A 26,416-nucleotide genomic window follows, 5' to 3' on the forward strand; every position below is an offset into this window, starting at 1 on the left:
TGTCAGTCAGCGGCGATTTTCACCATCTGCGTCCACGGTCGCGTAGACGGCCCGGTCGAAGTCGGCGTAGCCGCCCTCCGCGCCCAGGTCCTGGACCCACAGCCCGACGAAGGCGCCGGTGAAACCCCACGCCTCGGGCTCGCCGGGAACCACCGTCACGGCGTACTCGTCGGACAGCGTCGTGGCGTCGAAGGTCCGGCCGAGATCGTGCCAGGCCGCCCCGGCGTCCGGGTCGGTGGTGTACGCGAACCGCAGCGCCGGACCGTCCAGCCGGGCCCGCAACCCCACCCGGCGCAGGGAGCCGAGCGGCGTACGCAGCCCGGTCGCCGCCGTGACCTTCCCACTGTCGCAGCACAGCACGTCGAGCACCGGCGCCCCGTCGTCGTCGGCCGTCACGTGCAGGTAGTACCAGTTGCGGGAGTTGTAGTAGGCGGTGATCCCGGCCAGCTGCCGGTAGTTGCGGGGCTCGAACTCGCACGTCGCCTCGAAGGTGCAGTGCCGCGCGGTCACCCGCCGGGCGACCAGGCTGGGCCGGTGCCGGGCCATCGGCGACTGCCCGCCATGGATCCGCAGGTGCGAGGGTCGCGCGGACAGGTCGATCCAGTCGGGCGTGGCCGGGCGGCGCAGCGTCGACCAGTTCACGCCGAGCGCCGGCGCGTCGAAGTGGTCGTCCTCGACCTGTTCGCCGGCCGGCACGGGGCTGACGTCAGCGCCCGCAGGGGCCGGGACCAGTTCGGCCGGCACGCCGTCGTGGATACGCGGCCACCCGTCGGCCGGCCAGTCCACCCGCTGCAGGGCGGTTTCGCGCCCGAGGACACAGCGGCCGGACGGCGGGTACGGGCGGGCGGCCAGGTGCGCCAGGTACCACTCCCCCGCCGGGGTCTGCACGAGACTGCCGTGGCCCGCCTTCTGCAGGGTCAGGTCCGGGCGCCCGGAGGAGGTCAGCAGCGGTCCGCCGGGATCCACCTCGTACGGGCCGAGCAGCCGCCGGGACCGGGCGACGCTGACCTGGTGTGTCCAGCTGGTGCCGCCCTCGGCGGTGACCAGGTAGTACCAGCCGTCCTTGCGGTAGATGTTGGGCGCCTCGGTGAGGCCGGCGCCGGTGCCTTCGAAGATCAGGTGTTCCGGGCCGGTCAGGCGGCGATCGCGATGGTCGTACTGCTGGATCGAGATGCCGGCGAACCGGTTGTGGCCGGGCCGCCAGTCCGCGCACATCGACAGCATCCAACTGGTGCCGTCCTCGTCGTGGAACAGCGACGCGTCGAAGCCGCGGCCGTGCAGGACCACCGGGTCCGACCAGGGGCCGGTCATGCTCGGCGCGGTGACCAGGTAGTTCTGCGGGTCCCAGTAGCCGCCCGCGAACGTCGCCACGTCGGTGTAGACCAGATGGAACAGCCCGTGGGCGTAGGTCAGGTTGGGCGCCCAGATGCCGCACGAGTCGGCGGTCCCGGTGAGATCGAGCAGTCGCCGCTCGGTCAGCACACCGCCGAGCGGCCGCCAGTCGACCAGGTCGGTGGAGTGGTGCACCCGCACACCCGGGTACCACTCGAACGTCGAGGTGGCGATGTAGTAGTCGGCACCGACCCGCAGGATCGACGGGTCCGGATGAAAGCCCGGCAGCACCGGGTTGCGGATCATCCGGTGGCCGGGCCGGTCGTCACCGGTGGTCGAGACAGCGGCCTTGGCAATCGTCATGAAGGTTCCGCCCGCAGTGATGGTGGCGCGGCGGCTGAGCCGCCGCGCCACAGGTGAGATCGGGATCAGCTGGTTCGGCAGGTGACCGTCGGCCAGGTCCAGTTGCCGTTGGCCATGATCGTTACGCCGAAGTTGTTGCCGCTGCCGTTCGGCCGGGCGGTGACGGCCCCGCTCGTGCCGGAGACCGCGGCGTTCCAGCTGTTCTGGATGCTCTGACCGCCGTTCAGGTTGAGAGTGACGGTCCAGTTGCTGGTGTTCTGGACCGACACGTTGAGGTTGAACCGGTCACCGAACTGCTGGCCGGCCGAGAGGACCGCGGTGCAGTTGCTGCCGCCGGGGTTCTGGGTCGGGCCGGTGGTCGGCGTGGTCGGGTTCGGCCCGCTGCCCTCGCGGACGGTGATGTCGGAGCTGCCCTGGCTCTGGTAGCCCTCGGTCGCCATCACCTGGTAGCTGTGGTTGGTGCCGAGGTTCAGGCCGGCACGGGCCCAGGCGTCGAAGTGGTTGGCGACCGTGATGGTGCCGCTGCTGCGCTTCTGCTGCCGCACGCTCCAGAACTGGTAGAACGTCGCGGTCCCGTCGATCGACGGCTGGTTGACCCGCTGGCTGCGCAGGATGTCGTAGGTGCCGCCGTCGGTGGTGACCGTGCCCATCCGGGTGGCGCCGCTGCTCGGGTTGTAGCTGCCGAAGTTCTCGACGACGTAGTACTCGATCAGCGGGTTACGCGTCCATCCGTACAGAGCCAGGTAGGTGTTGTTGTTGCCCGGGTTGTAGGTGCCCGAGTAGGTCACCGTGCGGCGGCTGCCGGTGGCCCAGCCCTTGCCGCCGACCCAGTTGTTGGTGCTGCGGTCCCAGCTGCTGGTGTACCGGCCGTCGGCACGCAGCGTCATGCTGGCGTTGCCGCTGTCCTTCCAGAACGAGAAGTAGTAGCCGTTGTGGGTTCCGGTGGTGTTCGAGCTGACCGTGCGGTCGGCCTCGGCGTGGGCGGTGCCGGCCACCGTGACTCCGGTGATCGCCATCGCCGCGGCGCATGCGGCGGCGGTGAGCAGCCGGATGCGGCCGCGACGGCGGCTTGTGGGTGGGGCGAGATCTGCGGTCATGTGAGCGCTTCCTCCTCAGGGACGGCTGGCGGGGAAACAGCCGCACGGGAACGACGACCACACCGGGGAAATGTCCCGGTGGCGCTGGCGGGCACCACCGGGCATCGGTGTCGTTCCTCGTGGCGGGAATGACGGCCATCGAGGCCCGTCATTGCGAGATCGTGGCCCGCCGACCGCACCCTTGTCAACAACTTCCGGAAATCCAACGGAAATACCGAAGTTGATCTTCGAGGGCAGATTGAGACAGAAGTGCTGGTGGGATGTCACGGAGAGCGTTGCATTCCATCGCCACTCGGCGGAATCGTCCGCCATGCATCCCATTGCATTCCGAAACTTTCGGAGTCTCGGTTCGAAAGACCGATCAGGCGGTTCTCGCACACGGGTGGCGGAGTTGCGCCCTGGCGCGACTCCGCCACCACGAAGGTATTCACCGGCTTCGAAGCGGTGACTAGAACTTTGACATGCCTCCCCCCTCGCATTTCCCGGCACGTGGCGCGGTACAGCGCCGCCTGCTGGCCGCCACCGCGGCGGCCGGCTTGATCACCAGCGTTGTCGCCGTGGCCCAGGCGCCCGCCACCGCGGCCGCCCCGGACAAGCCGCAGAAGACCGTCGCCACGTCCACCCGCAAGATCACTCTGATCACCGGTGACGTGGTGACGGTGACGAGCTCCGCCGGCGGCGCGGAAACGGTCGACGTCGACCGGCCCGACGAGGCCACCGGCGGTGTCCGCCTGCAGCGCACCGGTGGCGACCTGTTCGTCCTGCCGGACGAGGCGCTGCCGTTGCTCAGCAGCGACAGACTGGACCGCCGCCTGTTCAACGTGACCGATCTGCTGGAGATGGGCTACGACGACGCGAAGACCGGCGTCGTACCGGTGATCAGCACCGTGCCGCCGGCCGCGGCCCGCACGGCCGCACCGATCGCACCGCGCGGCGCGAAACTGGTCCGCGACCTGCGCAAGGTGGGCGCCGCCGCGCTGGCGGTCGACAAGAAGCAGACCCGCCCGTTCTGGAGCACCATCAAGCCGGGTGCGGCTCAGGCCCCCGCCAAGCTCTGGCTGGACGGGCGGGTCACCGCCAACCTTCAGGACAGCGTGCCGCAGGTCGGTGCTCCCGAGGCGTGGGCCGCCGGATACGACGGCCGCGGCGTCAAGGTGGCGGTGCTCGACACCGGGGTGGATGCCGGCCACCCCGACCTCGCCGGCCAGATCGACGACAAGGTCAGTTTCGTGCCCGGTGAGGACACCTCCGACGTCGACGGCCACGGCACCCATGTGGCGTCGACGATCGTAGGCACCGGGGCGGCCTCCGGCGGGGCGTACCGGGGGGTCGCGCCGGGCGCGGACCTGATCGTCGGCAAGGTTCTCGGCAACAACGGGTCCGGTCAGGACTCCTGGATCATCGCCGGCATGCAGTGGGCCGCCGAGTCCGGTGCGGACGTGGTCAACATGAGCCTGGGCGACCCGGTGCTGTCCGACGGCACCGATCCGATGGCGGTCGCGGTGGACACGCTGTCCGCCCAGTACGGCACGCTGTTCGTCATCGCCTCCGGCAACAACGGGCCGCAGAGCATCGGCACGCCCGCTTCGGCGGCCAGCGCGCTCACCGTCGGCGCAGTCGACAAGCAGGACCAGCTGGCGCACTTCTCCAGCACCGGACCGCTGACGCGCAGCGGCGCACTCAAGCCGGACATCACCGCGCCCGGAGTCGACATCACCGCCGCCCGCTCGCAGCAGATGCCCAGCGGCGACGGCGCGTACCAGACGATCAGCGGCACCTCGATGGCGACGCCGCACGTCGCGGGTGCGGCGGCGATCCTGGCCCAGCGCCACCCCGACTTCTCCGGGACGCAGCTCAAAGAGGCTCTGATGAGCAGCGCCAAGGGCCTGGCCGACGTCACTGCGTACGAGGTCGGCACCGGCCGGCTCGACGTCGCCGCTGCGGTGCGCGCCGCGGTCCGGGCGAGCGGGCCGGTGTTCTTCGGCAACTTCACCTGGCCGCACGAGTCGTCGGACGCACCGGTGACCAGGCAGGTGACCTTCACCAACACCGGCAGCACCGCGGTGAACCTGAACGTCGCCATCACCGGTGACGGGCCCTTCGAACTGGGCGACACCGCGGTGACGGTTCCCGCCGGTGGCACGGCGACCGTGCCGGTCACCGGTGACCCCACCGAGCCGGGCACCGGCACCTTCGCCGCCACGCTGGTCGGCACCGACGCCGCCACCGGGGCGGTGCTCACGCGTACCTCGCTCGGTCTTCTCAAAGAGGCCGAGCGCTATGACCTGAACCTCAAGCTGCTGGGCCGCGACGGCAAACCGGCCACCTCGACCGTCGTGATCAAGAAGGCCGGCGAGTTCTATCCGTACGTGGTGACCGTGTCCGGGCAGCAGACGCTGCGGATGCCGCCGGGCACCTACACCGCCGAGACCTACCTGGAGGTTCCGGGCGAGCGGGCCGATGCGCTGGGCTACGCCGTGCTGGTGGATCCGGAGACGGTGCTCAAGGACGCGCCCGCCGACGTGGTGCTGGACGCGCGCAGGGCGAGGCTGCTCGACACGGTCGCGCCGCAGCGCAGCGAGAACCGGCAGCGCCGAGTCGACTACACCGTCGAATACGCCAACGGGGACAGCTTCCGCGACGCGTTCCTGATCCCGATCAAGTACGACGACGTCTACGTCTCGCCGACCGAGGCGGTCACCGAGGGGTCGTTCACGATGGTCAACCGGTGGCGCCAGGGCGAGCCGATGCTCACCGTGACCGCGGCCGGCCTGCCGGGCATCGACGCCACCGTCCAGCCGGGCAGCACCGTCACCGCCGGCCGTGATGTCCTGCCCCTGGTCCATGCCGGAGCCGGCACGCCGGGCGAGTACGCCGGACGCGACGTGAAGGGCAAGGCCGTGGTCGTGACCCGCGGCGACACCATCAGCGCCGCCGACCGGGCGGCTGCCGCGGTGGCTGCCGGGGCGAAACTGCTGCTGGTCGTCAACGACGGGCCCGGTGTGCTCAACGAGGTGGTGGGCGAGTCGCCGATCCCGGTCGCCGGCGTGCACCGCGACGCCGGGGCACGACTGATCGCCCTCGCCAGGACGGGCAAGCGTCACCTGCTCACCCACCGGGTCCCGAACGCCACCTACCTCTACGACCTGACCCGCACCTACCCGGGGAAGGTGCCGGACCGGCCGCTCACCTACCGTCCGCGTCACCACGAGCTCGCCCGGATCGACGCGCGCTACTTCAACCCGGCGCAGGCGGCGGAGGGCAGCGGATTCCGGTACGACCTGACATTCATCCCCGGCCTCGGGTTCCCGGAACGCGAGTGGCACCCGTCGACCCGCACCGAATGGGTCACCCCGGGCCAGGTGTGGACCGAGTCGCACGCCCAGGGCACCTGGACGGACACGGCCAACCTCAACACGTACGCCAAGAACTCCACCGCCCGGCTGGACTGGTTCGCCCCGGCCGTGCGGCCCGCGTTCAACCGTGCGTTCGCCGTGCAGAACAGCCGCTACCGCGACTACATGACGATCAACGTGCAGGCGTGGAGCCCGTCCGGCGACGTCCTCGAACACGGCGGCAACCTGGAGTGGGGTGAGGTGCCGACCAACCTGAAGCTGTACCAGGGCGACAAGCTGCTGCACGAGAACGAGCTGGCGTCGGACCTGCAATGGGCGGAAGTGCCGGCCGGCAAGCTGCCGTACCGCCTGGTGCTGGACGCCTCCCGCCCCGCCGGCCAGTGGCGGCTGTCGACCCGCACCCACACCGAATGGGACTTCGTCTCCGACTCCAACACCGCGGACGACTTCGAACCGATGGCGTTGCTGCAGATGGAATACCGGCTCGACACCGACCTGCACGGCGACGTCGCGGCAGGCACGACCCAGAAGATCCGCGTGAAGCCGATCCCGCAGGCCGGCGGCGGCCCGGGCACCGGCAAGGTCACCACGGTGACGCTGGCGGTGTCCTCCGACGACGGCGCCACCTGGCAGCAGGTGACGCTGCGCCGGGACGACGGCTGGTGGGCCGGCACGCTGCGGCTGCCGAGGCAGCCGGGTGGCTTCCTCTCGGTGCGCGCCTCCGGCGCCACCGACGCCGGCTTCGGCATCGAACAGGAGATCATCCGGGCGTACGGGCTCAAGTGATCCCCTTTGCGGGGCCCCGGGACGGTGACGTCCCGGGGCCCGTGCCCGCGCCGATTCGCATATCCTCTCCGCAGCCACGGGCGGAGAGGAGACGGCCACCGATGCTGGGTGCGCTGGGCCTGAGCCCCGAACACGAAGCGGTCTACAGTGTGCTCGCCGGTCGTGCCCAGGCCGACCTGGCCGAGCTGAGCGAGCTCCTGCACCTGCCCGCCGCCGGGATCGCGGCCGCGCTGGACCACCTGGTCGCCTGCGGCCTGGTGAAATCCGCCCCGGACGGCGCCTTCGCGGCCGCCCCGCCCGCGGTCGCGCTCGGCGCCATGATCAGTGAGCGGCGGGCGGAGCTGCGCAGCGCCGAACTGGCCCTGGTCACCCTCGCCGAGGAGCATCGCCAGGCGATGGCGGGCCGCAGCATCAGCGAACTCATCGAAGTGGTCACCGGTGTCGAGGCGATCCGGCACCGGTTCGCCCAGGTGCAGCACGCCGCCCGTACGCAGGTCCGCAGCTTCGTCACCACGCCCTTCATCGCGGTGCCGCCGGGCGCCAACCCGGCGGAGTGCAGATGGTGGCGCAGGGCGTGCGGTACCGGGTCGTCATCGACCAGCCGGCGCTGACCGAACCCGGTGTCATCGCCGAAACCAGCGAATCCCTGCGCCAGGGCGTCGAGGTACGGGTGGTCGCGTCGCTGCCGATCAAGCTGATCCTGGCCGACAGCGAACTCGCCCTGGTGCCGCTGACGGGCACACCCGCAGACGAACCGTGTGCGGTCCTGCTGCACCGCGCCGGGCTGCTCACCGCGATGGACGCGCTGTTCGAGGTCGTCTGGCGCCACGCCCATCCGCTCGACGAGCTGGCGCTCGGCAACCCGGCCGCGGAGGACTTCGCGGGCACGGACGCGGACGCCCCCACCGCGCTGGACCGCAAGATCCTGGCGCTGATGCTGGCCGGACTCACCGACCAGGCGATCACCGCCCAGCTCAACCTCTCGCTCCGTACGCTGCAACGCCGCCTGCGGCACCTGATGGATCTGGCCGGCGTCCAGAGCCGGATGCAGCTCGGCTGGTACGCGGCCCGCCACGACTGGGCGTGACGCACCACCCGGCGCCGATCTATTTGCGGGCCACCGCGCCGTACACGGAGACCTGTGCGTCCGACGGCGCGGGGTCGGTGGGCTCGCCCAGGTCGGGGCGCCAGGCGGGCACGACCTGCAGGCCCGGCTCGACCAGGTCCAGGCCGGTGAAGAACCGCCCGATCTCCGCCTTCGGGCGCACCTGCATGGTGACGCCCTGCCGACGGTACACCTCGGCGATCTGCTCCCACGCCTCCGGCCGGAAGTCGCCGGTCAGGTGCGACAACGCCAGATAGCTGCCGGACGGCAACGCGGCCAGGAGCCGCTCGACGATCGCCCACGGATCGTGGTCGTCGCCGACGAAATGCAGGATCGCGATCAGCAGCAGACCGACCGGGCGGTTCAGGTCGAGGGTGTCGCGCAGCACCGACGAGCCGAGGATCGAGTCGACGTCGCGCAGGTCCGCGTCGATGTAGTCGGTGCGGCCGTCGGGGTGGCTGGTCAGCAGCGCGCGGGCGTGGGTCAGCACGATCGGGTCGTTGTCCACGTAGACGACCCGGGCGCGCGGGTTGATCCCCTGGGCGACGTGGTGCACGTTCGGCGCGCTCGGGATGCCCGTACCGATGTCCAGGAATTGATCTATGCCCTGTTCGGTCAGGAACCGGACCGCCCGGCGCAGGAACAGCCGGTTCTCCCGGGGCGGGATCCGGCTGTCCGGGTTAGCCTGCAGGCCCCGGTGGGCGGCCTCGCGGTCGGCCGCGAAGTTGTCCTTGCCGCCGAGCAGGTAGTCGTAGACCCGGGCCGGGTGCGGGCGGTCGGTGTGCAGGTCCACCTGGTTCTCGGCCATCTCTCGACATTCCCTTCGCCGGCTCCCCCGAGGCCGCCGATCATCGCACGAACCTCGGGGGACCGTCCATATTGGTCAAACGCTAGGCCGGCAGCGCCCACTTCTGGTTGGCGCCGGTGTGGCAGTCCCAGATGTGGATCTGCTGGCCGTCGGCGGAGCTGTTCTGGCTGACGTCCAGGCAGCGCCCGGACTGCGGGTTCCGGATCGTGCCGTCGGCCTGCGGCGTCCAGTTCTGCGCGCCGGAGCCGTTGCACGTCCACAGCTGCGCCTTGGTGCCGTTGGCGGTGCCGCCGCCGGCCACGTCGAGGCACTTGCCCAGCGCGCGGAAGGTCTGCCCGGAGCGGGTCCAGTTCTGCGCGGCGGTGCCGTTGCACGTCCACAACTGGATCTTCGTGCCGTCGGCGGTGGCCGCTCCGGAGACGTCCAGGCACTTACCGGCCAGGCCCCTGACCGGGCCGGAGGTCACCGGAGGCGGACCGCCCAGCTCCTTGATCCGGATGTTGCGGAACGAGGCCTCGTCGCCCGTACCGTGATTCTGGATGCCGATATGGCCGGCCAGCGACCGCACCGGGTCGGCATTGACGAAATCATTGATCTGTACGCCGTTCAGGTACACCCGCAGCCGTTCGCCCTCGACCAGCAACTCGTAGGTGTTCCAGGCGCCCGGCGGGTTCAGCGCGGCGTCGCGGGCCGCGAGGTCCGCGGACTTGAACGTGTAGACCGCGCCGGTGGTGCGGTCGGCGGCGTCGGTGGCGTCGATCTGCACCTCGTAGCCGTTGTTCACCGCCGACCACGGGTCGTTCGACGGCGGGAAGCCGATGAACACCCCGGTGTTGTCGTCACCGGCGAGCCGCCAGTCCAGCTTGAGCGAGTAGCTGGTGAACTGCTTCGCGCTGTACCAGAACAGGCCCATTCCGCCGGTCGAGGTGAGCGTGGCGTCGGTGTTGGTGAACGCGCCCGGCCCGGCCTGCGACCAGCCGGTGGTCGAGCCGTTGTAGAGCGGTGTGTAGCCGACCTCGGGCCGGCAGTCCGCCTTGGCCTGGCCGGCCGCGTACCGGATGCCGCCGAGCAGGTGGGCGCGGAAGGCGGCATCGGTGTACGCGGCCGCGGTGTGCCCGCCGCCGGTGTAGAACGAGCGGCCACCCTGGAACGGTTTGCACCAGGCGTGCGGGTGGTCGGCGCCCATCGTGCCGCCGGAGTACGACGACTCGTCCAGCGTCGCCAGGATGTGCGCGCTGGAGCGGGCGTTGGTGCGGTAGTCGTACCACTCGTCGGTGCGGTTCCAGGTCTGCGGCAGGTGCGCGGTGGCCGCGTGCGCCCGGTCCTCGACCTTCACGTTCGCAGGTTGGATCGCCGGGTGCGAGGCGAAATAGGCGCCGACCAGCTCGCCGTAGAACGGCCAGTCGTACTCGGTGTCGGCGGCCGCGTGCACCCCGACGAACCCGCGGCCGGAGCGGAACCAGGTCTCGAACGCGCTCTGCTGCGCGGCGTTGAGCACGTCACCGGTGGTGTTCAGGAAGACCACGGACTCGTACGGGGCCAGGCCGCCCGCGGTGAACACGGCCGGGTCCTCGGTGGCGGTCACGGTGAAACCGTTTGCGGCGCCCAGCTCCCGGACCGCCTGGGTGCCGGCGGCGATCGAGTCGTGCCGGAACCCGGCGGTGCGGGAGAAGACCAGGACGTCATGCGGTGTGTCGGCCATCGGCGCGGCGGGCACGCCGAGCGTCGCCGCGACCACGGTGAGAATCAGCAGGGCTTTCATCAGGGGAGCACCCACTTCTGGTTGGCTGCCGCGGTGCAGTCCCAGATGTGGATCTGCTGACCGTCCGCGGAGCTGTTCTGGCTGACGTCCAGGCACCGCCCGGACGCCGGGTTGCGGATCGTGCCGTCCGACTGCGGCGCCCAGTTCTGCGCGCCGGTGCCGTTGCACGTCCATAGCTGGGCCTTCGTTCCGTTGGCGGTGGCCCCGCCGGCCACGTCCAGACACTTGCCCAGAGCGCGGAAGGTCTGACCCTGCCGGCTCCAGTGCTGCGCGGCGGTGCCGTTGCAGGTGTAGAGCTGGATCTTCGTACCGTCGGCGGTGGCCGCACCGGCGACGTCCAGGCACTTGCCGGCCAGGCCCTTGACCGGGCCGGCGGTCGCGCCGTTGAGGGTGAAGGCGTCCAGGTCGTACAGCGCCCCGGCGGCGCCGGCGAAGGTCAGGTACAGGGTGGTGGTGCCGGCCGGCGCGCCGGTCACCGTGCCGCTGACCGTGGTGAACGTGTCCCAGCTGCCGGTCACCGGGATGGTGGCCGAGCCGAGCACGGTCCCGGTCGGCGACCCGGCGCGGATCTGCAGGGTTCCGCCGACCCCGGCGGACGAGGCCCGCGCGGTGAACGACGTGACGTTGCCCAGCTGGTACGGGTGGAACGCGATCCAGTCCCCGTTGTGGATGTCCCCGACAGTCCGGCCACCCTCGGCCGCCGTCTTCGTGAACGTGTTGATCCCGGACGAGGTCTTGAAGTGCTCGGCCTGCCGGTGCCGGGGCTGCAGGATGTGCTGCTTGTGGGTGGTAAGCCCGGCCGCGTCGGTGTACTCGGCGTCGAAGACCGCGAAGATGTTGGCCGCCTCGTCGTGCTCGCCGTCGACCGGGACGGTGATGACGCCGGTGCAGCCGTTCACCGAGGTGATCTGGTGGCCGTGGCTGTCGTGGCCGAGCACGTAGGTCATCTTGGCCCGGGCGCAGTTGATCGTGCCGTCCTCCGGGTCGCTCGGGGTGAACGAGAACGGGACGGTGTCGCCGTAGGAGAACAACTGGCCGTCGCCGGGCGTCGCGATGCTGATCGACGGGGCGGTGTTGCCGACGCCGATCTGCACGCTGGCCGTGCCGGTCGCGCCCTGCGGGTCGGTGACGGTGAGCGTCACGTTGTAGGTGCCGTTCGACGCGTACGTCTTGGTGGGGTTGGTGGCAGTTGACGTGGTGCCGTCACCGAAGTTCCAGGAGTAGGTCAATGCCCCGCCCTCGGGATCGGAGGATCCCGCCGAGGAGAACGTGACGGTCAGCGGAGCCTGGCCGGTCGTCGGCGAGCCGGCGGCGACCGCGGTCGGCGCCCGGTTGCCGCCGCCCACGTAGTCGTAGCGGTAGAGCGCGGAGTTCTCGTCGCCGTTGAAGTAGCCGGTGCCGTAGTCCAGGACGTACAGCGAGCCGTCCGGGCCGAACGCCATGTCCATCACCTGCTTGCCGCCCCAGGCGAAGTCGGAGATCGCCCCGACCGAGCCGTCGGCGCCGACGTGGATCGGCTTGACCCAGCCGCGGCCGAGTTCCCCGGCGAAGAAGTGCCCGTCCAGCGACTGCGGGAACTTCGTGGTCGACGGATTGGCAGCGTTGTACCGGTAGACCGGGCCGGCCATCGGCGACTCCGAGCCGCCGCCGAACTCGGGCGGGCTGCCGGCGTCCCCGGCGTACCGGATCCAGGCCGGCCGGGCCGGCGGCAGCGTCGCCTGCCCGGTGTTGCGGAACGAGTTGTTGGTCGCCCCGCCGGAGCAGTTGTACTTCGGGCCGGTGGCGCCGGTGCTGAAGTTCCACTCGTTGTAGGTCTCGGTGGTGGTGTTCGTGCCGGTGCAGTACGGCCAGCCGTAGTTGCCCGGGCTGGTGATCCGGTTGAACTCGACCTGCCCGCTGGGACCGCGGCCGGCATCGGTCGAGCCGGCGTCCGGGCCGTAGTCGCCGAGGTAGACGACACCGGTGGCCTTGTCGACACTCATCCGGAACGGGTTGCGGAAACCCATCGCGTAGATCTCCGGGCGGGTGTTCGCGGTGCCCGGCGCGAACAGGTTGCCGCTCGGGATCGCGTAGCTGCCGTTCGCGTTCACCTTGATCCGCAGCAGTTTGCCGCGCAGGTCGTTGGTGTTGGCGGAGGTGCGCTGCGCGTCGTAGGCGGGGTTGCGGTTGGCCCGCTCGTCCAGCGGCGAATAGCCGGCCGAGTCGAACGGATTGCTGTCGTCGCCGGTGGACAGGTACAGGTTGCCGGCCGCGTCGAAGTCGATGTCGCCGCCGACGTGGCAGCAGATGCCGCGGGTGGCCGGCACGTCGAGCACGGTGACCGCGCTGGCGGTGTTCAGCGTGTAGTCGGCGTTGAGGGTGTAGCGGGCCAGTCGGTTGACGCCGTTCCAGGCGGAGAAGTCGGTCCCGGTGGCGGGGGCGTCGCCGGCGGGGGTGGACAGCGGCGGCGCGTAGTACAGGTAGATCTGCCGGTTGGTGGCGAAGCCCGGGTCGACGCCGACGCCCTGCAGGCCCTCTTCGTCGTGGGTGTAGACGGGCAGCGTACCGATCACGGTGGTGGCGCCGGCGGCGTCGGTGCGCCGCAGCGTGCCGTTGCGGGCGGTGTGCAGCACCGAGCGGTCCGGCAGGACCGCGATGGCCATCGGCTCGCCCACTTCGGCGACCCCCTTGGCCAGGGTGACCTGCTGGAAGTCGGCCGGATCAACGGGGTGGGCGAGGGCCGGCCGGGGCGCGGCCAGGATCAGCGAAGGAACGAGAAGCAAGGATCCGAGTACGGCGAAGCCGCGTTTCAGGGGCATGGCAGGTCCACATTTCTCCGGTGGATGCCAGGGTCGGGGACCTGCGCCGACTCTCCGAACCTGACGGGGGAGGCGGGACCGAGGGAGGGCTCCGCCGAATGCCCCAGACGTTAATGACTTTCGATGCCCTCGTCCATACTTTCATCGACATCAACGAAAGTTCCGGAACCGCCGATGCCCGGGCTCGTTACCGAACGGGGAGAACCGACAGAAGGAGCCGCCCGGCGTGAGCACCACCGACAAGTACTCCGGCTTTCTCGAGCACATCCAGGCCTACCTGGGCCCGGTACGCGAGACCGAGCCCCCGACCGACGGCTACGCGCTGTTGTTCTGCCGGACGCCGGACGACGACCTGGCCTCGGTCGTCACCAACGGCCTGCGCTTCCAGCCGATCACCGCGGTCCTGCCGCAGGAGTTGGTCTGCACGGTGCACGCCGCGCAGCGTAAGGCGGCCCATTTGATCACCGCTCTGACCGCGGAGCTGGTGATGAAGTCTCGCCGCGGGCTGGTGCTGGAGCAGGTGATCCCGTCCCCGCACCCGCTCATCCCGCACAGCGACATCGGCGGCGTCATCGCGGCCATCCACCCGTACGCCGACGACGACTTCGACACGCTGCACTCCCCCGGCGACGCCGCCGAGTTGCAGCTGATCACCCTGCTGCCGGCCACGACCGGCGAGTTGCTCTTCGCCGAACAGCACGGCACCGAGGCCCTGTTCCAGCGGTGGGAGGCGAAGGAGACCGACCTGCTGGACGTCTTCCGCCGCTCCGCCGCATGAGCCTCAGCGCGGCGACATGGCCGTCAGCCGGGACATCAGCTTGCGCAGCTCGCGCTTGCTGCCGTCACGGCACTGCTTGACCACGGCGACCGGGACGCCGGCGGGCAGGTCCATCCAGTGCGCCTGGGTGAGCCGGCAGGCACCGGGCCCGAGCGGCTCGATGGTCAGGCCTCGTCGAGCGCGACGGTGGAGGCCGGCTCCCACATGAACGCCCACATCGCGGCGGCATCCTGCCGAAGCTCGACGGATGCCGCCTCTTTGACCTGAACGGGTTTCGTGGTCGTCCGCACGACCTTGAACGCGGGCATCCGGGCATGATCTCAAATGGATGGCGGATCGGGATGCCCCACACCGACGCCGTGTCCCCTAGCGAAACATCGTTTCCCGAAGGTAGGGTCGCGGCACGGTCGTTGCCCGGGCGGCCCGGCAGCCTCGCGGAGGAGCGACCGACCATGGCCGTCACCGATGAATCCGAGCAGATCCGACAGGTGACGGCCTATCCGGGACGGCCGCCGGTCGCGGTCCGCCGCGGCGCCGGGGCGCCGTTCGGCTGGTGGCCGGCGATCTGTGTGGCGCTGGTCGCCGCCATCGACCGTATCGAGTACAACCTGCTGGCCGGCGCGCTGCCGACGATCCAGGAGGAGTTCGGCTTCAGCGACAGCGCGGGCGGCGCGATCGCCACCGCCGGGGCACTCGCCGCGATCGTTCTGCTGCTGCCGGCCGGCAAGCTCGCCGACACCGGCAAACGCACGTGGACCATCTCGGCGATCGTCGCGATCTGGGCGCTGCTCACCGTGGGCACCGGCCTGGCCGGCACCTACGCGACCCTTTTCGCGGTACGGGTACTGCTCGGCGCCGCCGGCCAGCTCTACAACCCGCCGTCGTCCAGCCTGCTCGGCGACCTCTACCCCGGTCCGGGACGGGCCCGCGCGTACGGCTACGAGCGGATGGCCTACTTCGCCGGGCTCCCGATCGGTGTCATCGCCGGCGGTGCGCTGGCCCAGACCGTCGGCTGGCGCACCGGCTTCTTCCTGGTCGCCGTGCCCGGCATCATCATCGCGCTGCTGGTGCTGACCGTCCGCGAACCGGTGCGCGGCGTCGGCGACCAGCTCTCCCGCTGGTACAACGACTCCACCGCCGCGGAACAGCAGGCGCCCGGGCAGACCGCCCCGATGCGGGCGCAGCTGGTCAGCCTGCTGCAGATCCGTACGCTGCGCTCGGTCATCATCGGCCTGAGCATCCTGTTCTTCGGCCTGGGCGGCCTGTTCTTCTGGATGCCGTCGTTCTACGCCCGCGAGTTCGACCTGCCCGAGGCGTCGGCGGCGGCGGTCGGCGGCGGGGCCGGGCTGGTCGGCATCGTCGCCGGAATCCTGATCGGCAGCTGGCTCGGCGACCGCCACCACCAGCAGCGGGTCGCGATCGGCGGCTGGTCACTGCTGTTCGGCACCGTGTTCCTGGCCGGCGCGGTGAGCGTACCGATGCTGGCGCCGCAGGCGGTCTGTTTCACCGTGGCCAATGTCGGCTTCGCCGCGGCCATCGCCAACCTGACCGCGGCCAACGCCGACGTGGTCGCCGCTCATCGCCGTGGCCTGGGCTTCGCGGTGCTGCAGATGCTGGTCACCCTGGGCGGCGCGCTCGGGCCGTGGCTGATCGGTCTCGCCTCCGACGCGACCGGGTCGCTGCGCTGGGCGTACACCGTGGTGTTGTTGCCCCTGGTGGTGGGCAGTCTGATCGTCTTCCGCGGGCAGCGCACCTACCGTCAGGACGCGGCCGCCGCCCTCGGCGCACCGGCTGACGACCGATAGCGATCGCCGGCGGCGGGTATGCCGGTGGGGTGGATCGTGTTCGGATGCGCTTCGACGGCTGGATCGCCGGTCTCGGCACCGCGAGCGGAACCCGGCTGGTGGTGGGTCACTGGCCGGACTCGCCGTTCGGGCCGGTCACCGACGTCATGGTCGAGCATGGCGACGGCAGCCGTCTGCTGCTGGCCCCGACCGGGGAGCTCGGCCGGTTCGTCGCCGACACCTACGCGTTCGACCAGGTAGAGGTCGTGCCGGTCGAGGTGCGGCAAACCGGGCCGGCGTGGACGGTCACGGCCGGTCCGCTCGCGCTGCAGTTCGCGACCGGCGGCCGTGGCGCGCTGGGCCGGCTGCTGCGCGCGGTGCCGCCGCCGCTGGCCCGGCAGCTGCCGTGGGTGCGCCTGATCGACGTGCCCGCCCGGCTGCTGCCCGGTGTGCGCACGTACGGCAGCGCCGGCAACGGGCGCCGCGAGTGGTACGCCGTGCAGGACCTGCACCGGATCACCACCGCCACCGCCGTGCTCGACGGCGCCGGCCTGGGGCCGCTCACCGCCATCGACCCGCCGGTCCGCTTCGGTTTCGGCTCGACGCCGCGCTTCCCTGCCCTGGTCCGCGTCACCACCACCGTCGAGCTCCCGTCGGCTGGCTGACAGGACTTCCCCGACCCGCTTTACAATGAAAACCATTTCCAACAAGATAGGGGCAACGAGTTCCGACAGACGAGGAAACCATGGCTGTCCCGAAGCGGCGCACCTCGCGCGCCAACACCCGCCACCGCCGCGCCGGCAGTCTCCTCTGGCTGGCCACCCGGCCCGCCGTGATCGGGCTCTGGTCGCAGGCCGGTCCGCACGGCCACTGCGACCCGGCCGGCGTCTCCGGTGACTGGCGGGAACCGGTAGCCGGTGAGGACGGGTGGCGTACGCTGCCAGATCCGTTCCCGGCCTGGCAGTGGGAGGACGCTCATGGTCACCCGCAATGACGTGCTCTGCGGCTTCTGGCCGCACGCGACCGAGCAGGCCGCCCGCACCCTTCCCGGCGATCCGCACGTCGCCGCCCAGAACCGGGAGCCCGACCAGATCCGCGCCGCCTGGCAGGCCCACCCGGCCGGCCCGCCACCGAGCATCACCACCGTCGTCCCCGCCGACCTGCTGCTGGACGGCCTGACCGACGAGACCACCCTGCGCGACGTCGGCCTGCAGCAGGACGCCGCCGACACCCGCAGCATCGGTGACCTGGTGGCGCGGCAGATCGAACAGGCCGACACCGTCCTGCTGACCGGCGACGCCGACCTCGACGACGCGTGGGAGGCCGAGCAGCTGCGGGTGCTGCTGCGCCGCCTCGCCCCGTGGACGGACCGCCGGCGGCCCGGCGAGCCGGTCGCGGCGGTGACCAGAGGACTGCGCGGGTACGCCGTCGGCGCCCACGAACCGGTGCCCGAGCACGGCGTCGCCGCCTGCGTGTTCCGCGCCCGCCGCCCACTGCATCCCGGCCGCCTGCACGACGCCCTGGACGAGGTCACCGACGGGGTGCTGCGCTCACGCGGCCACTTCTGGCTGGCGAGTCGCCCCGACCTGGTGATGACGTGGGAGTCGGCCGGCGGTCTCACGCTCGGCCCGCACAGCGGCTGGCTGGCCGAGCTGCCCGACGAGCACTGGGCGGAGGTCGATCCGGAACGCCGGCTGGCCGCGACGCTGGACTGGGATCCGTACTACGGCGACCGGCACCATCAGCTGGCGTTCGTCGGCATCGACCTGGACCCGGTCCGGATCCACCGCACGCTGGACCGGTGCCTGCTCACCGACGACGAGCTGTCCCGCGGCGAGCAGCACTGGCGCGCGTTGCCGGACCCGTTCCGCCGCACCTACCTCACGCGGGCTCAGCCGTGATCACCACGTTGTCGCGGTAGTGGCGGGTCTCCGCGTCGAACGGGCCGCCGCAGGTGATCAGGGTGAGCCGGGTGGCGCCGTCGCGGGCGAAGTACCTGTCCAGCGGGATGGCTGTCTTGCGGTACCGCTCGCGGGCGACGACCTTGAACTCGCGGCTCTGCCGGCCGGGGCCGACGAGCGTCACCGGGTCACCGGCGTCCAGCGTGCCGAGCCGGAAGAACGCCCCGTCGCCCTGCTCGGCGCTGTCCACGTGCCCGGCGATGACGACGGAACCGGCGGACGCGGAGAACCCCGGCCCGTACCGGTACCAGCCGACCCGGTCGACGCTCGGCGGGACAGCGAAGTCACCGGTCGCGGCGTCGATGCCGACGGGGTCGACGGTGGCGTCCAGGTCCAGGGCGGGGATCCGCAGCCGGGTGGGCGCGTCCACGGCGGCAGCCGCCGGCAGCGTGCCGTCCTGGACGCGCACCGACGGCGGGGCGGTGGACGCCAGCGCCGTGACCGCGGGGGCGCCGAAGTCTTCCGCGGGCTGCGACCGGCAGGCGACGAGGGTGGCGCCGGTGGTCAGCACCAGGCCGGACGCCAGCAGGAGCAGGGCACGCCCCGGCGAACGCCGGGACGTGCCCGTGCGGGCGCCGATGCTCATCGACGGCCGGTGGCCAGCCGGAACAGCCCGAACAGGGCCAGCACGATGCCGACCGCCCCGGCGCCGTACCAGGGCAGCCCGGCGGTACGGTCGGCGCGGCCGCCGTCGCCGCTGGGCACCCCGCCGGGCGCCGAGTGCAGGCCTTCGATGGTCTGCGACACGATGTCGAGCGTCTCGTCCTCGGCCGAGCCGACCGCGTACACGATGGTCGCGGTGCCTTCGCCCAGGTCGAGGTCGGCCGGGCCGAGCACCCGGTTCGAGGTGCCGGCCAGCACGACGTCGGCGGTGACCGTGCCGGCGTCGAGGTCGGCCTTGGCCTCGTTCGGGTTGGTCAGGTCCTCGAAGACCGGGTCGCCGCCGGCGCGCACGTCGACGGCCGGGGCCGCGGCGGTGTGCCGGACGATCAGCCGGGCCTTGCCGGCGCCGAGCTTGGCGGTGTCGTTGGCGAACGGCGTCAGCGCCGGCTCGCCGCCCTCGTTGAGGTGGGCGACGAGGCTGAGGTTGGCGTCGCCGGGCACCTCGGCGTCGTCGACGGTGAGCAGGGCGTTGCCGATCGCGTCGCCGGGTTTGGTGAGCGCGATGTCGTACTGGCCGGCGGGCAGGCTCAGCGGGCCGGCGACCTTACCGGGCTGGAAGTCGGGGATCGTCTTCTCGCCGTTGACGTAGACGTCGACCGGCTGGCCGGGGATGCCGTGCACGACTGTGACCTGCGAGTTCGCCTTGGCGTACGCCGGTGAACTGAACGAGACCGCGGTGCCGAGAGCCAGCAGGGTGAGCGTGCCGACCGCAGCGGCACGCCGGACGGGCAGATTGCGCATCGAGACTCCTGAACGGGCGTCATGAAATTCGGTACGCCCGTTCCTTCGTCCCGGCGGCTGTCGATGGATGCAGCCGGTTCACCGCGCGGTGCCGGCCAGCACCCAGCGGCCGCGGCCCTGCTTCTTCGCCTCGTACATCGCCATGTCGGCGGTGCGCAGCACGTCGGTGTCGTGTGCCGGCGCGTCCGGGCCGTACGCCGCGATGCCCACGCTGACCCCGATGTCCAGCAGCTCCCCGCGGAACGGGATCGGCTGGGCCACGTCGGCGAGCACGCGCTCGGCGAGCCGGATCGCGTCGGCCTGCGGCAGGTCCGGGCAGCACAGCACGAACTCGTCGCCGCCGAGGCGGACGACCAGGTCGGTGGCGCGCACCGCGCCGGACAGCCGCTGCGCGACGGCGGCCAGCACGGCGTCGCCGGCCTGGTGGCCGTACGTGTCGTTGACCTGCTTGAAGCCGTCCAGGTCGAGGTAGAGCACGGCGACCGGGCCGGTGCGCCGCGGCATCAGGCGTTCCAGTTCGCTGGTGAGCACGGCCCGGTTGGCCAGGCCGGTCAGCGGATCGTGCCGGACCTGGTACGCCAGCTGCGCCTGGGCCTTCTCCTGCTCGCGGACCGCGATGGTGAAGCGGGTCAGCACGAAACCGGTGCTCAGCGCGGTGGCGAGCAGGGCGACGACCGCGCCGCGTTCGACGCCGGACTGCAGCAGGGTGAGGGTGGGCGCGGCCAGGAAGGCGACGCCGAGGAACACCACCCGCGACGGGTGCAGCACGTTCACCTGCTGCCCGGGGCTGGTCAGCTCGGCGCGCCGCGGGTGCAGGCAGGCCGCGATGATCAGCGCGTTGCCGAGCATGATCAGCGGTCCGATCCGGGCCACCAGGGCGTAGTCCAGCACGTACGGCAGGACGTTGTAGGCGATGTCGATGGCCAGGTACAGCGTCACGGCCGCGAGCAGCAGCCGAGTCGGCGTGCCCCGGTCGCCGGGCGACAGGGCGATGAACAGCACCGCGGCCAGCAGCACCACGTCGGCGATCGGGTACAGCGCCGGGATGACCGTCTCGGCCAGCGTGTATCCCGCGCCGAGGTTCGGCAGGATCAGGTACTGCCAGCTCGCCAGCCCGGCGGCCACGGTCAGGGTGAGCCCGTCGAGCACGGCGCTGCGCAGCCGGCCGGGCGCGCGGCGGCGGGCCATCATGGTCAGCGCCACCGCCAGCAGCGGGTATCCGGCCAGCCAGCAGGCGTCGGCGACGCCGACCGGCGGCACGCTGGACAGGTAGTAGTAGACGAGCTCGATGGTGTCGCCGGCCAGCCACAGCGTCTGGGCGGCGGCGACCAGCACCCACGGCCGGCGCTCGGCTCCCGGCGGCGTGCGGCGCACGGCCAGCCAGGCCACGACGCACAGCGCCGTGTAGGTGAGCAGGTAGAGGACGTTGCCGAGCGTCGAGTCGTACGTCACGACCAGCCCGGCGACCGCCGCCGCCGCGACGCCGAGCAACAGCCAGATGTTGCGGGTTGCCATGCCTGCAGACGTCGGCAGGCGCGGCCCGGACCTGGGCAGATGTCCCGGTGGTCTCAGCCACACCCGCGGACGATGGCCAGGAACTCCTGCCGGGAGCGCACGTCGCGGCGCAGCGTGCCGAGCATGGTGGAGGTGACCGTGCTGGAGCCGATGGCCTGCACGCCGCGCAGGCTCATGCAGGTGTGCTCGGCCTCGAGGAGCACGCCGACGCCCTGCGGGTGCAGCTGTTCGTCGAGCCAGCCGGCGACCTGTTTGGTGAGGCGTTCCTGCACCTGCGGGCGCAGCGCGAAGTGTTCGACGACGCGGGCCAGCTTGGACAGCCCGAGGATCCGTTCGCCGGGTAGATACCCGACGGCGGCGCGGCCGAAGAACGGCAGCAGGTGGTGTTCGCACACCGACCGGAACGGGATGTCGCGGGCGATCACCAGTTCGTCGTAGTCGCCGTCGTTGGGGAACGTGGTCAGGTCGAACGGCCGGGGCGTGAAGAACTCGGCGTACGCCTTGGCCATCCGCAGCGGCGTGTTGCGCATGCTCTCGTCGTGGGTGCCGACGCCGAGGGCGTGCAGAAACTGCTGCGCCGCCTGCTCGGCCGCGCCGAGGTCGATACCGCTGTCGATGCCGGGAACGGTGGCGGTCATCTCGGTCCTGTCTGCTGGGCGGCGCTGAGCACCGCGGCCTTGCTGAGCAGTTCGGCATGCTCGGCGCCGGCTTCGGAGTCCCAGGTGATGCCGCCGCCGGCCCCGTAGACGGCGGTCGCCGTGGCCCGGTCGACGACCACGGTGCGGATGGCGACGCTGAACCGGGCCCGGAAGCCGGCCGAGGGCGGGGCGACGACGCCGATCGCGCCGCAGTACACGCCGCGCGGCCCGCTCTCCAGTTCGCGGATGATCTGCATGCTGCGCGCCTTCGGCGCTCCGGTGATCGATCCGCACGGGAACAGGGCCGCGAAGATCTCGGCAAGACCGCATCCGGTACGCAACCGCGCGCTGATCTCCGAGGTGAGCTGCCACAGCGTCGGGTAGCGCTCCAGGCGGAACAGTTCGGTCACCCGTACGCTGCCGCAGGCCGCGATCCGGCCCAGGTCGTTGCGGAGCAGGTCGACGATCATCAGGTTCTCGGCCTGGTCCTTGACGCTGGTTTGCAGGCGCTGCCCGTACCCGATGTCCTCGTCGTGGTTGCGGCCGCGCCCGATCGTGCCCTTCATCGGCCGGGTGCGGATGTCCTCGCCCACCCACTCGAAGAACAGCTCGGGGCTCGCGCTGGCCACGGCGAACCGCCCGACATCCAGATACGCGTGGTGGGCGCCCTGCTGCGCACCGGCCAGCGCCGCGTACAGCTCCAGCGGGTCACCGACGTCGTTCGCGCGCAGCCGGTCGGTGACATTGACCTGGTACACGTCGCCGGCCGCGATGTGCTCGCGCGCCCGGCCGACCGCGGCCGCATGCTCGGCGGCCGACCAGCCCGGCGTCCACGCCGCCCGCCACCCAGCGCCGGCCGCCGCGATCGGCGCGGCCGGCGACGGCGCGTCACCGATCCCGAAGCAGGCCACCGGCGGCTCTGCCCCGGTGGGCAGCGCAGTCACCAGAGCCGGGTCGAATCCCGGCGCCGCCTCGTAGCCGACGTACCCGAACGCCCAGCCGCCGGCCGCCGTCGCCGCCTCGACCTCGCGCAGCACCCCGGGCACGTCCGCAGCGCGTTCCGCGGTCAGGACGTGCCGCGGCGACCCGAACACCAGGGCCCGCCCGGCGGTGAAGTCGTCGAACCGCGCCCCGTTCACCGCGCGGCCCGCAACGTGTTCACCATCAGCATCGCGATGGTCATCGGGCCGACCCCGCCGGGCACCGGGGTGACGCGGGCGGCGATCCCGTCGAGTTCGGCGGTGCGCACGTCACCGGCGAGCCCGTCCGGGGTGCGGTGGATGCCCACGTCGATCACGGTGGCGCCGGGTTTCACGTGCTCGGCGCCGATCAGCCCGCGTACACCGGTGGCGACCACCAGGATGTCGGCGCTGCGCCGCCGTGCCCGCCTCGCGCGGACGCGGCACCACCACGGTGACCAGCGGCGGCAGACCCAGCGCCGCCGCGGCCTGCTGAGCGAAGCCCAGCCGGACCTCGCCCAGCGGCGCCTCGTCGGGCAGCGCCAGCGCGATCCGGGTGTGGCCGCGCTCGGCGAGGAACCCGATCTGCAGGGCGGCGTGCGCGGCCAGCCCGTCGCGCCAGCCGCCGCCGCGGTCCTCCAGCTCGTGCCCGGTCAGGTACGGCTCGCCGAACCGCAGCACGGCCCGTGGGTTGATCGCGTCCAGGACCTGCGCGGTCGCCGCGGCGTCGGTGGGCCCGTGGCGCACCACCAGCACGTGGTTGTGCGCGGCGAGCTCCTGGTCCAGGCCGTGCAGGAAGCTGCGCGAGTAGTTGCCCTCCAGGCCGCTGCCGATCTGCAGCACCACGATGCGCGACGTGCCCTCACGCAGCGCCTTGGCGATGCCGTGCGGCTTGTAGCCCAGCTCGCGCACCACCTGCAGCACCCGCTGCCGGGTGGCCTCGGAGATCGTCTGGTTAGGGGTCTCGTTGAGCACGAAGCTGACGGTGGCCCGGGACACGCCGCTGGCCGCCGCCACGTCCTTCAGCGTCGCGCGCCCGGTCCCTGCCATGCCGCGACCTTACCGACCGTCAGCCGTCGCGGCGATGCAGGACCATCGCGCCGAGGCCTAGCGTGCCGGCGGCCCACGCCGCCACCACGCCCAGTGCCGCCCACGGTCCGAGTGGCAGGGCGTCGCCGGTCGTGGCGGTCAGGGCCTGCACCGCGGTTGCCGGGGTCAGCCGGTACAGCACCCGCTGCCAGTCCGGGTCGGGCAGCATCTGCAGCAGGATCGGCATCAGGTACAGCAGCCCGAGGACGATCCCGACCGCCACCGCGGCGTCGCGTACCACCGCGGCCACGCCCAGGCCGAGCAGACCGATCAGGATCAGGTAGAGCACCGCGCTGCCGGCGGCGCGCAGCAGCGGACCGTCCGGTGGCAGGGTGAGCACTGCGGCGCCGACGCCGAGCAGCGCCACCGGCGCCACCCCGGCGACGACCAGGGTGGCCTTGGCGGCGAGCACGTGCAGCCGGCGGGGCACGGCCAGCAGCGTGGTGCGGATCAGGCCGGTGCGGTACTCGCCGGCAAGCAGGTACACGCCCGCAGCGGCCGCGGCGGCCTGACCGAGGCGGACGCCGAGCAGCCGCACCTGCACGGCGTCGACCGCCCGGTCGCCGAGCGCCGCGCCGGCGGCGGTGAGCAGCCCGGCCAGTGCCAGCGGCACCAGCAGGCCGGCCGGGCCGGTGCGCAGCTTCGCCCACTCGGCGCGCAGCGCGGCCCTCACGCGACGCTCCTGCGCAGCCGCCAGGTCGCCGCGGCCACGGCGGTCAGCGCGTACAGCGCCAGCACGGCCAGCCCGGCCCACGGTGCGAGCGGGAAGTAGCCGTCGAACACGGTCTGCGGCGTGGACAGCTGCGGGTAGGCGGGGATGCTCTGCTGGATCGCGAAGGCGGCGCCCGGGGTCAGCCGCAGCAGCCACGCGCCGGCCTCGGTCGGCAGCACCGAGGTCACCGCCAGGATCGGCGGCGCGATCAGCAGGGCGGTCACCGCCACCACCGCGGGCACGGCCCGCCTGAGCAGAGAGCCCATGCCGTACGCGAGGACGCCCGCCAACGCCAGCAGCAGCGCCGTGCCGACCGCGACCCGGACCGTGGTCAGCACCGGCGTCGGCAGCATCACCACCCCGTTGGCCGCCATCAGCCGCAGCGTCACCGGCATCGCCACCGCGACCGCCACCAGCCCTGCGACCAGCGACGCCGCCGCGACCACCCCGGCTTTGGCGACCGACACCCGCACCGGGTGCGGCATGGCGACCAGCGTGGACGCGATCATCCGGTGCCGGAACTCGGCGGCGCCCCACAGCGCGGCCACCACGATCAGCGGCAGCAGCCCGGCGAACACCCCGGTCAGGACGCGTTCCACGGCCAGGCCTTCGCTCTGGTTCTGCGGGGCGATGTCGCCGGAGCCGGCCACGGTGATCACGCCGCCGGTCTCGGTGTGCCCGGGCGGGTGGCCCTTCTCCCAGTCGGTGCGGTAGCCGGTGTAGCCGACCAGCGTGTCGGTCCACCCGCCGCCCGGGCTGACCTGCGAGAACTCGGCGGTGGTCTGGGTGAACCGGACGGCGACGACGTGACCGCCCTCGGGCTTCTCGTCGACGGTGAGCCCGCCCGGCGAGGTGACGAACAGGCCGATCTGCACGGTGTCGGGCAGGCCTTTCAGGCGTACCGTGTCGATCTTCTGCCAGGCGGCGCCGTCGGCGGAGGCCCAGGCGGTGATCTGCTCGCCGGCGCGGGTCAGCCGCAGCCAGGCCTCCTTGGCCGTGGCGAAGCCCGGCGCCGCCTGGTCCTCGGTGAACCCGGACTGCATGCGCACGCCCCGCGCGCCGGTGAGCAGCACCGCCGCGTAGTCGGCGCCCTGCTCCGTCCCGTCCTTGATCATCAGCCCGGCCTTCGACCAGGCCAGGGTCCCGGAGACGATCCGGTCGTGGTTCGGCGGCGGGTAGGTGATCGTGCTGTCGATGCCGCCGACCTTCGCGGTGATCTCGCCGTCACCGCTCAGGGACCGGTGGGTGAAGGCGAACCTGTCCTGCACGGCCACCCCGTCGGCGTTGGCCGGCGGGGTCGGGCAGGTGATCTCCTGATCGCCGTTCATGCAGGACATCCGCGAGCCGGTCGCGAACAGCACGCCCAGCGCCACCACGATCAGCGCCGACGCGGCCAGACCGGCGGGCCAGCCGCGCACCGTCCGGAACTTGATCCATTCCGCGCGCCAGATCATCGGATGCCTCCCACCCCGGCGGTCAGCTGCAGATACGCCGACTCCAGCGACGCGTACTCGCCGACCAGTTCGTCCACATCGGCGGCGGCCAGCACCCGGCCGTGCCCCGCCACCACCACGTGCCCGGCGATGTCCTGCAGTTCGCTCATCAGATGGCTGGACACCAGCACGGAGCGGCCCTCGGCGGCCAGCTCGCGCAGCAGGTCGCGCATCCACACGATCCCGGCCGGGTCGAGCCCGTTGAACGGCTCGTCGAGCAGCAGCACCGGCGGGTCGCCGAGCAGCGCGGCGGCCATGCCGAGCCGCTGGCGCATCCCCAGCGAGTAGCCGCCGGCCGCACGCCGCCCGGCGTCGGCCAGCCCGGTTAGCGCCAGCACCTCGTCCACCCGGCGGGCCGGCAGGTCCTGCGAGGCGGCCAGCCAGCTCAGGTGGTTGCGGCCGGTCCGGGCCGGGTGCAGGGCGTGCGGGTCGAGCAGCGCCCCGGCCTGCCGCATCGGCCGCACCAGTTCGGCGTAGCGGCGCCCGCCGATGGTGGCGGTCCCGGCGTCCGGCCGGTCCAGGCCGACGATCATCCGCAGCGTGGTGGACTTGCCGGCGCCGTTGGGCCCGACGAAACCGGTGACGTGGCCCGGCCGCACGACAAAGGTCATGCCGTCCAGGGCGAGCGCCGGGCCGAACCGTTTGCGCAGTCCGTTGACTTCGATGGTTGTCATGC

24 protein-coding genes are annotated in these 26,416 nt (G+C 71.9%); 8 read left to right on the forward strand and 16 right to left on the reverse strand.

The window, feature by feature from the left end:
- Positions 1-6: 6 nt before the first annotated feature.
- Both OHA21_RS18265 and OHA21_RS18270 read right to left on the reverse strand, forming a co-directional pair.
- Positions 7-1,695: a glycoside hydrolase family 43 protein gene (locus tag OHA21_RS18265; protein WP_328475256.1), complete on the reverse strand. Its 1,689-nt coding sequence runs from the start codon at positions 1,693-1,695 to the stop codon at positions 7-9.
- A gap of 65 nt (positions 1,696-1,760) precedes the next feature.
- A complete protein-coding gene (locus tag OHA21_RS18270; RefSeq protein ID WP_328475257.1) occupies positions 1,761-2,792 on the reverse strand; it encodes a glycoside hydrolase family 11 protein in 1,032 nt (343 codons plus the stop codon).
- A 461-nt stretch (positions 2,793-3,253) separates the two neighbouring features.
- On the opposite strand from OHA21_RS18270, the gene OHA21_RS18275 reads away from it, so the two are divergent.
- The 3 genes from OHA21_RS18275 to OHA21_RS18285 all read left to right on the forward strand — a co-directional run bounded on the left by OHA21_RS18275 (position 3,254) and on the right by OHA21_RS18285 (position 8,021).
- Positions 3,254-6,934, forward strand: coding sequence for a S8 family serine peptidase (locus OHA21_RS18275; RefSeq protein WP_328475258.1), 3,681 nt, complete (start codon positions 3,254-3,256; stop codon positions 6,932-6,934).
- A 101-nt stretch (positions 6,935-7,035) separates the two neighbouring features.
- Complete coding sequence (locus OHA21_RS18280; RefSeq protein ID WP_328475259.1) at positions 7,036-7,545, forward strand: helix-turn-helix domain-containing protein; 510 nt, start codon at positions 7,036-7,038, stop codon at positions 7,543-7,545.
- A complete protein-coding gene (locus tag OHA21_RS18285) occupies positions 7,494-8,021 on the forward strand; it encodes a hypothetical protein (protein WP_328475260.1) in 528 nt (175 codons plus the stop codon). Before OHA21_RS18280 ends, OHA21_RS18285 begins: the two co-directional genes overlap by 52 nt.
- 19 nt (positions 8,022-8,040) lie before the next feature.
- On the opposite strand, the gene OHA21_RS18290 is transcribed toward OHA21_RS18285, so the two are convergent.
- The 3 genes from OHA21_RS18290 to OHA21_RS18300 form a co-directional block, all read right to left on the reverse strand.
- A complete protein-coding gene (locus OHA21_RS18290) occupies positions 8,041-8,847 on the reverse strand; it encodes an SAM-dependent methyltransferase (RefSeq protein ID WP_328475261.1) in 807 nt (268 codons plus the stop codon).
- 82 nt (positions 8,848-8,929) lie between these two features.
- A complete protein-coding gene (locus tag OHA21_RS18295) occupies positions 8,930-10,609 on the reverse strand; it encodes a ThuA domain-containing protein (protein WP_328475262.1) in 1,680 nt (559 codons plus the stop codon).
- The gene (locus OHA21_RS18300; protein WP_328475263.1) at positions 10,609-13,407 is read right to left on the reverse strand and encodes a PQQ-dependent sugar dehydrogenase; all 2,799 of its coding nucleotides are present in this window, start codon (positions 13,405-13,407) and stop codon (positions 10,609-10,611) included. The genes OHA21_RS18295 and OHA21_RS18300 overlap by 1 nt, the downstream gene beginning before the upstream one ends.
- Positions 13,408-13,633: 226 nt before the next feature.
- Here OHA21_RS18300 and OHA21_RS18305 point away from each other — a divergent pair, with 226 nt between their 5' ends.
- Positions 13,634-14,185 (forward strand): suppressor of fused domain protein, encoded by a 552-nt coding sequence (locus OHA21_RS18305; protein WP_328475264.1) that lies wholly within the window; start codon positions 13,634-13,636, stop codon positions 14,183-14,185.
- A 164-nt stretch (positions 14,186-14,349) separates the two neighbouring features.
- On the opposite strand, the gene OHA21_RS18310 is transcribed toward OHA21_RS18305, so the two are convergent.
- Positions 14,350-14,493: a hypothetical protein gene (locus OHA21_RS18310; protein ID WP_328475265.1), complete on the reverse strand. Its 144-nt coding sequence runs from the start codon at positions 14,491-14,493 to the stop codon at positions 14,350-14,352.
- Between the two features lie 144 nt (positions 14,494-14,637).
- Here OHA21_RS18310 and OHA21_RS18315 point away from each other — a divergent pair, with 144 nt between their 5' ends.
- The 4 genes from OHA21_RS18315 to OHA21_RS18335 all read left to right on the forward strand — a co-directional run bounded on the left by OHA21_RS18315 (position 14,638) and on the right by OHA21_RS18335 (position 17,870).
- On the forward strand, positions 14,638-15,990 hold the full coding sequence (locus tag OHA21_RS18315; RefSeq protein WP_328475266.1) for an MFS transporter: 1,353 nt from the start codon (positions 14,638-14,640) through the stop codon (positions 15,988-15,990).
- Positions 15,991-16,034: 44 nt separating this feature from the next.
- Positions 16,035-16,634: a hypothetical protein gene (locus OHA21_RS18320; RefSeq protein ID WP_328475267.1), complete on the forward strand. Its 600-nt coding sequence runs from the start codon at positions 16,035-16,037 to the stop codon at positions 16,632-16,634.
- A gap of 80 nt (positions 16,635-16,714) precedes the next feature.
- Positions 16,715-16,963, forward strand: a complete 249-nt coding sequence (gene rpmF / locus OHA21_RS18330) for a 50S ribosomal protein L32 (RefSeq protein WP_442875108.1) — start codon at positions 16,715-16,717, stop codon at positions 16,961-16,963.
- On the forward strand, positions 16,947-17,870 hold the full coding sequence (locus OHA21_RS18335; RefSeq protein WP_328475268.1) for a GTP-binding protein: 924 nt from the start codon (positions 16,947-16,949) through the stop codon (positions 17,868-17,870). The genes rpmF and OHA21_RS18335 overlap by 17 nt, the downstream gene beginning before the upstream one ends.
- Here the strand turns inward: OHA21_RS18335 and OHA21_RS18340 are convergent.
- From OHA21_RS18340 to OHA21_RS18385, 10 genes are all read right to left on the reverse strand, one after another.
- Complete coding sequence (locus tag OHA21_RS18340) at positions 17,851-18,516, reverse strand: class F sortase (protein WP_328475269.1); 666 nt, start codon at positions 18,514-18,516, stop codon at positions 17,851-17,853. The two genes, OHA21_RS18335 and OHA21_RS18340, sit on opposite strands and share 20 nt — an antisense overlap.
- Entirely contained in the window at positions 18,513-19,334 is an 822-nt protein-coding gene (locus OHA21_RS18345) for a DUF4397 domain-containing protein (RefSeq protein WP_328475270.1), read from the reverse strand. Before OHA21_RS18345 ends, OHA21_RS18340 begins: the two co-directional genes overlap by 4 nt.
- 78 nt (positions 19,335-19,412) lie before the next feature.
- Positions 19,413-20,849, reverse strand: coding sequence for a GGDEF domain-containing protein (locus OHA21_RS18350; protein WP_328475271.1), 1,437 nt, complete (start codon positions 20,847-20,849; stop codon positions 19,413-19,415).
- Positions 20,850-20,902: 53 nt separating this feature from the next.
- Positions 20,903-21,487, reverse strand: a complete 585-nt coding sequence (folE, locus tag OHA21_RS18355) for a GTP cyclohydrolase I FolE (protein WP_328475272.1) — start codon at positions 21,485-21,487, stop codon at positions 20,903-20,905.
- The gene (gene pabB, locus OHA21_RS18360) at positions 21,484-22,626 is read right to left on the reverse strand and encodes an aminodeoxychorismate synthase component I (RefSeq protein WP_328475273.1); all 1,143 of its coding nucleotides are present in this window, start codon (positions 22,624-22,626) and stop codon (positions 21,484-21,486) included. Before pabB ends, folE begins: the two co-directional genes overlap by 4 nt.
- Positions 22,623-22,844 carry a hypothetical protein gene (locus OHA21_RS18365; RefSeq protein WP_328475274.1) on the reverse strand — a complete coding sequence of 74 codons (222 nt, stop codon included), beginning with the start codon at positions 22,842-22,844 and terminating at the stop codon, positions 22,623-22,625. Before OHA21_RS18365 ends, pabB begins: the two co-directional genes overlap by 4 nt.
- Positions 22,738-23,496 (reverse strand): LacI family DNA-binding transcriptional regulator, encoded by a 759-nt coding sequence (locus tag OHA21_RS18370; protein ID WP_328475275.1) that lies wholly within the window; start codon positions 23,494-23,496, stop codon positions 22,738-22,740. The genes OHA21_RS18365 and OHA21_RS18370 overlap by 107 nt, the downstream gene beginning before the upstream one ends.
- A 19-nt stretch (positions 23,497-23,515) precedes the next feature.
- Positions 23,516-24,208, reverse strand: a complete 693-nt coding sequence (locus OHA21_RS18375; RefSeq protein WP_328475276.1) for an ABC transporter permease — start codon at positions 24,206-24,208, stop codon at positions 23,516-23,518.
- Positions 24,205-25,701 (reverse strand): hypothetical protein, encoded by a 1,497-nt coding sequence (locus OHA21_RS18380; protein WP_328475277.1) that lies wholly within the window; start codon positions 25,699-25,701, stop codon positions 24,205-24,207. The genes OHA21_RS18375 and OHA21_RS18380 overlap by 4 nt, the downstream gene beginning before the upstream one ends.
- A complete protein-coding gene (locus OHA21_RS18385) occupies positions 25,698-26,414 on the reverse strand; it encodes an ABC transporter ATP-binding protein (protein ID WP_328475278.1) in 717 nt (238 codons plus the stop codon). The genes OHA21_RS18380 and OHA21_RS18385 overlap by 4 nt, the downstream gene beginning before the upstream one ends.
- Positions 26,415-26,416 lie beyond the last annotated feature (2 nt).

Origin of the sequence: Actinoplanes sp. NBC_00393, from assembly GCF_036053395.1 — a bacterium.
Taxonomy (GTDB): Bacteria; Actinomycetota; Actinomycetes; order Mycobacteriales; family Micromonosporaceae; genus Actinoplanes.

Bases quoted from the DNA above. Each gene is read 5' to 3' on its own strand.
- OHA21_RS18380 (WP_328475277.1), bottom strand. From the start codon at position 25,701: ATGATCTGGCGCGCGGAATGGATCAAGTTCCGGACGGTGCGCGGCTGG.
- OHA21_RS18285 (WP_328475260.1), top strand. From the start codon at position 7,494: ATGGTGGCGCAGGGCGTGCGGTACCGGGTCGTCATCGACCAGCCGGCG.
- OHA21_RS18385 (WP_328475278.1), bottom strand. From the start codon at position 26,414: ATGACAACCATCGAAGTCAACGGACTGCGCAAACGGTTCGGCCCGGCG.
- OHA21_RS18310 (WP_328475265.1), bottom strand. From the start codon at position 14,493: ATGCCCGCGTTCAAGGTCGTGCGGACGACCACGAAACCCGTTCAGGTC.
- OHA21_RS18290 (WP_328475261.1), bottom strand. From the start codon at position 8,847: ATGGCCGAGAACCAGGTGGACCTGCACACCGACCGCCCGCACCCGGCC.
- OHA21_RS18295 (WP_328475262.1), bottom strand. From the start codon at position 10,609: ATGAAAGCCCTGCTGATTCTCACCGTGGTCGCGGCGACGCTCGGCGTG.
- OHA21_RS18320 (WP_328475267.1), top strand. From the start codon at position 16,035: ATGCGCTTCGACGGCTGGATCGCCGGTCTCGGCACCGCGAGCGGAACC.
- OHA21_RS18350 (WP_328475271.1), bottom strand. From the start codon at position 20,849: ATGGCAACCCGCAACATCTGGCTGTTGCTCGGCGTCGCGGCGGCGGCG.
- OHA21_RS18270 (WP_328475257.1), bottom strand. From the start codon at position 2,792: ATGACCGCAGATCTCGCCCCACCCACAAGCCGCCGTCGCGGCCGCATC.
- OHA21_RS18340 (WP_328475269.1), bottom strand. From the start codon at position 18,516: ATGAGCATCGGCGCCCGCACGGGCACGTCCCGGCGTTCGCCGGGGCGT.
- OHA21_RS18370 (WP_328475275.1), bottom strand. From the start codon at position 23,496: ATGGCAGGGACCGGGCGCGCGACGCTGAAGGACGTGGCGGCGGCCAGC.
- OHA21_RS18300 (WP_328475263.1), bottom strand. From the start codon at position 13,407: ATGCCCCTGAAACGCGGCTTCGCCGTACTCGGATCCTTGCTTCTCGTT.
- OHA21_RS18345 (WP_328475270.1), bottom strand. From the start codon at position 19,334: ATGCGCAATCTGCCCGTCCGGCGTGCCGCTGCGGTCGGCACGCTCACC.
- OHA21_RS18265 (WP_328475256.1), bottom strand. From the start codon at position 1,695: ATGACGATTGCCAAGGCCGCTGTCTCGACCACCGGTGACGACCGGCCC.
- rpmF (WP_442875108.1), top strand. From the start codon at position 16,715: ATGGCTGTCCCGAAGCGGCGCACCTCGCGCGCCAACACCCGCCACCGC.
- folE (WP_328475272.1), bottom strand. From the start codon at position 21,487: ATGACCGCCACCGTTCCCGGCATCGACAGCGGTATCGACCTCGGCGCG.
- OHA21_RS18275 (WP_328475258.1), top strand. From the start codon at position 3,254: ATGCCTCCCCCCTCGCATTTCCCGGCACGTGGCGCGGTACAGCGCCGC.
- OHA21_RS18335 (WP_328475268.1), top strand. From the start codon at position 16,947: ATGGTCACCCGCAATGACGTGCTCTGCGGCTTCTGGCCGCACGCGACC.
- OHA21_RS18315 (WP_328475266.1), top strand. From the start codon at position 14,638: ATGGCCGTCACCGATGAATCCGAGCAGATCCGACAGGTGACGGCCTAT.
- OHA21_RS18280 (WP_328475259.1), top strand. From the start codon at position 7,036: ATGCTGGGTGCGCTGGGCCTGAGCCCCGAACACGAAGCGGTCTACAGT.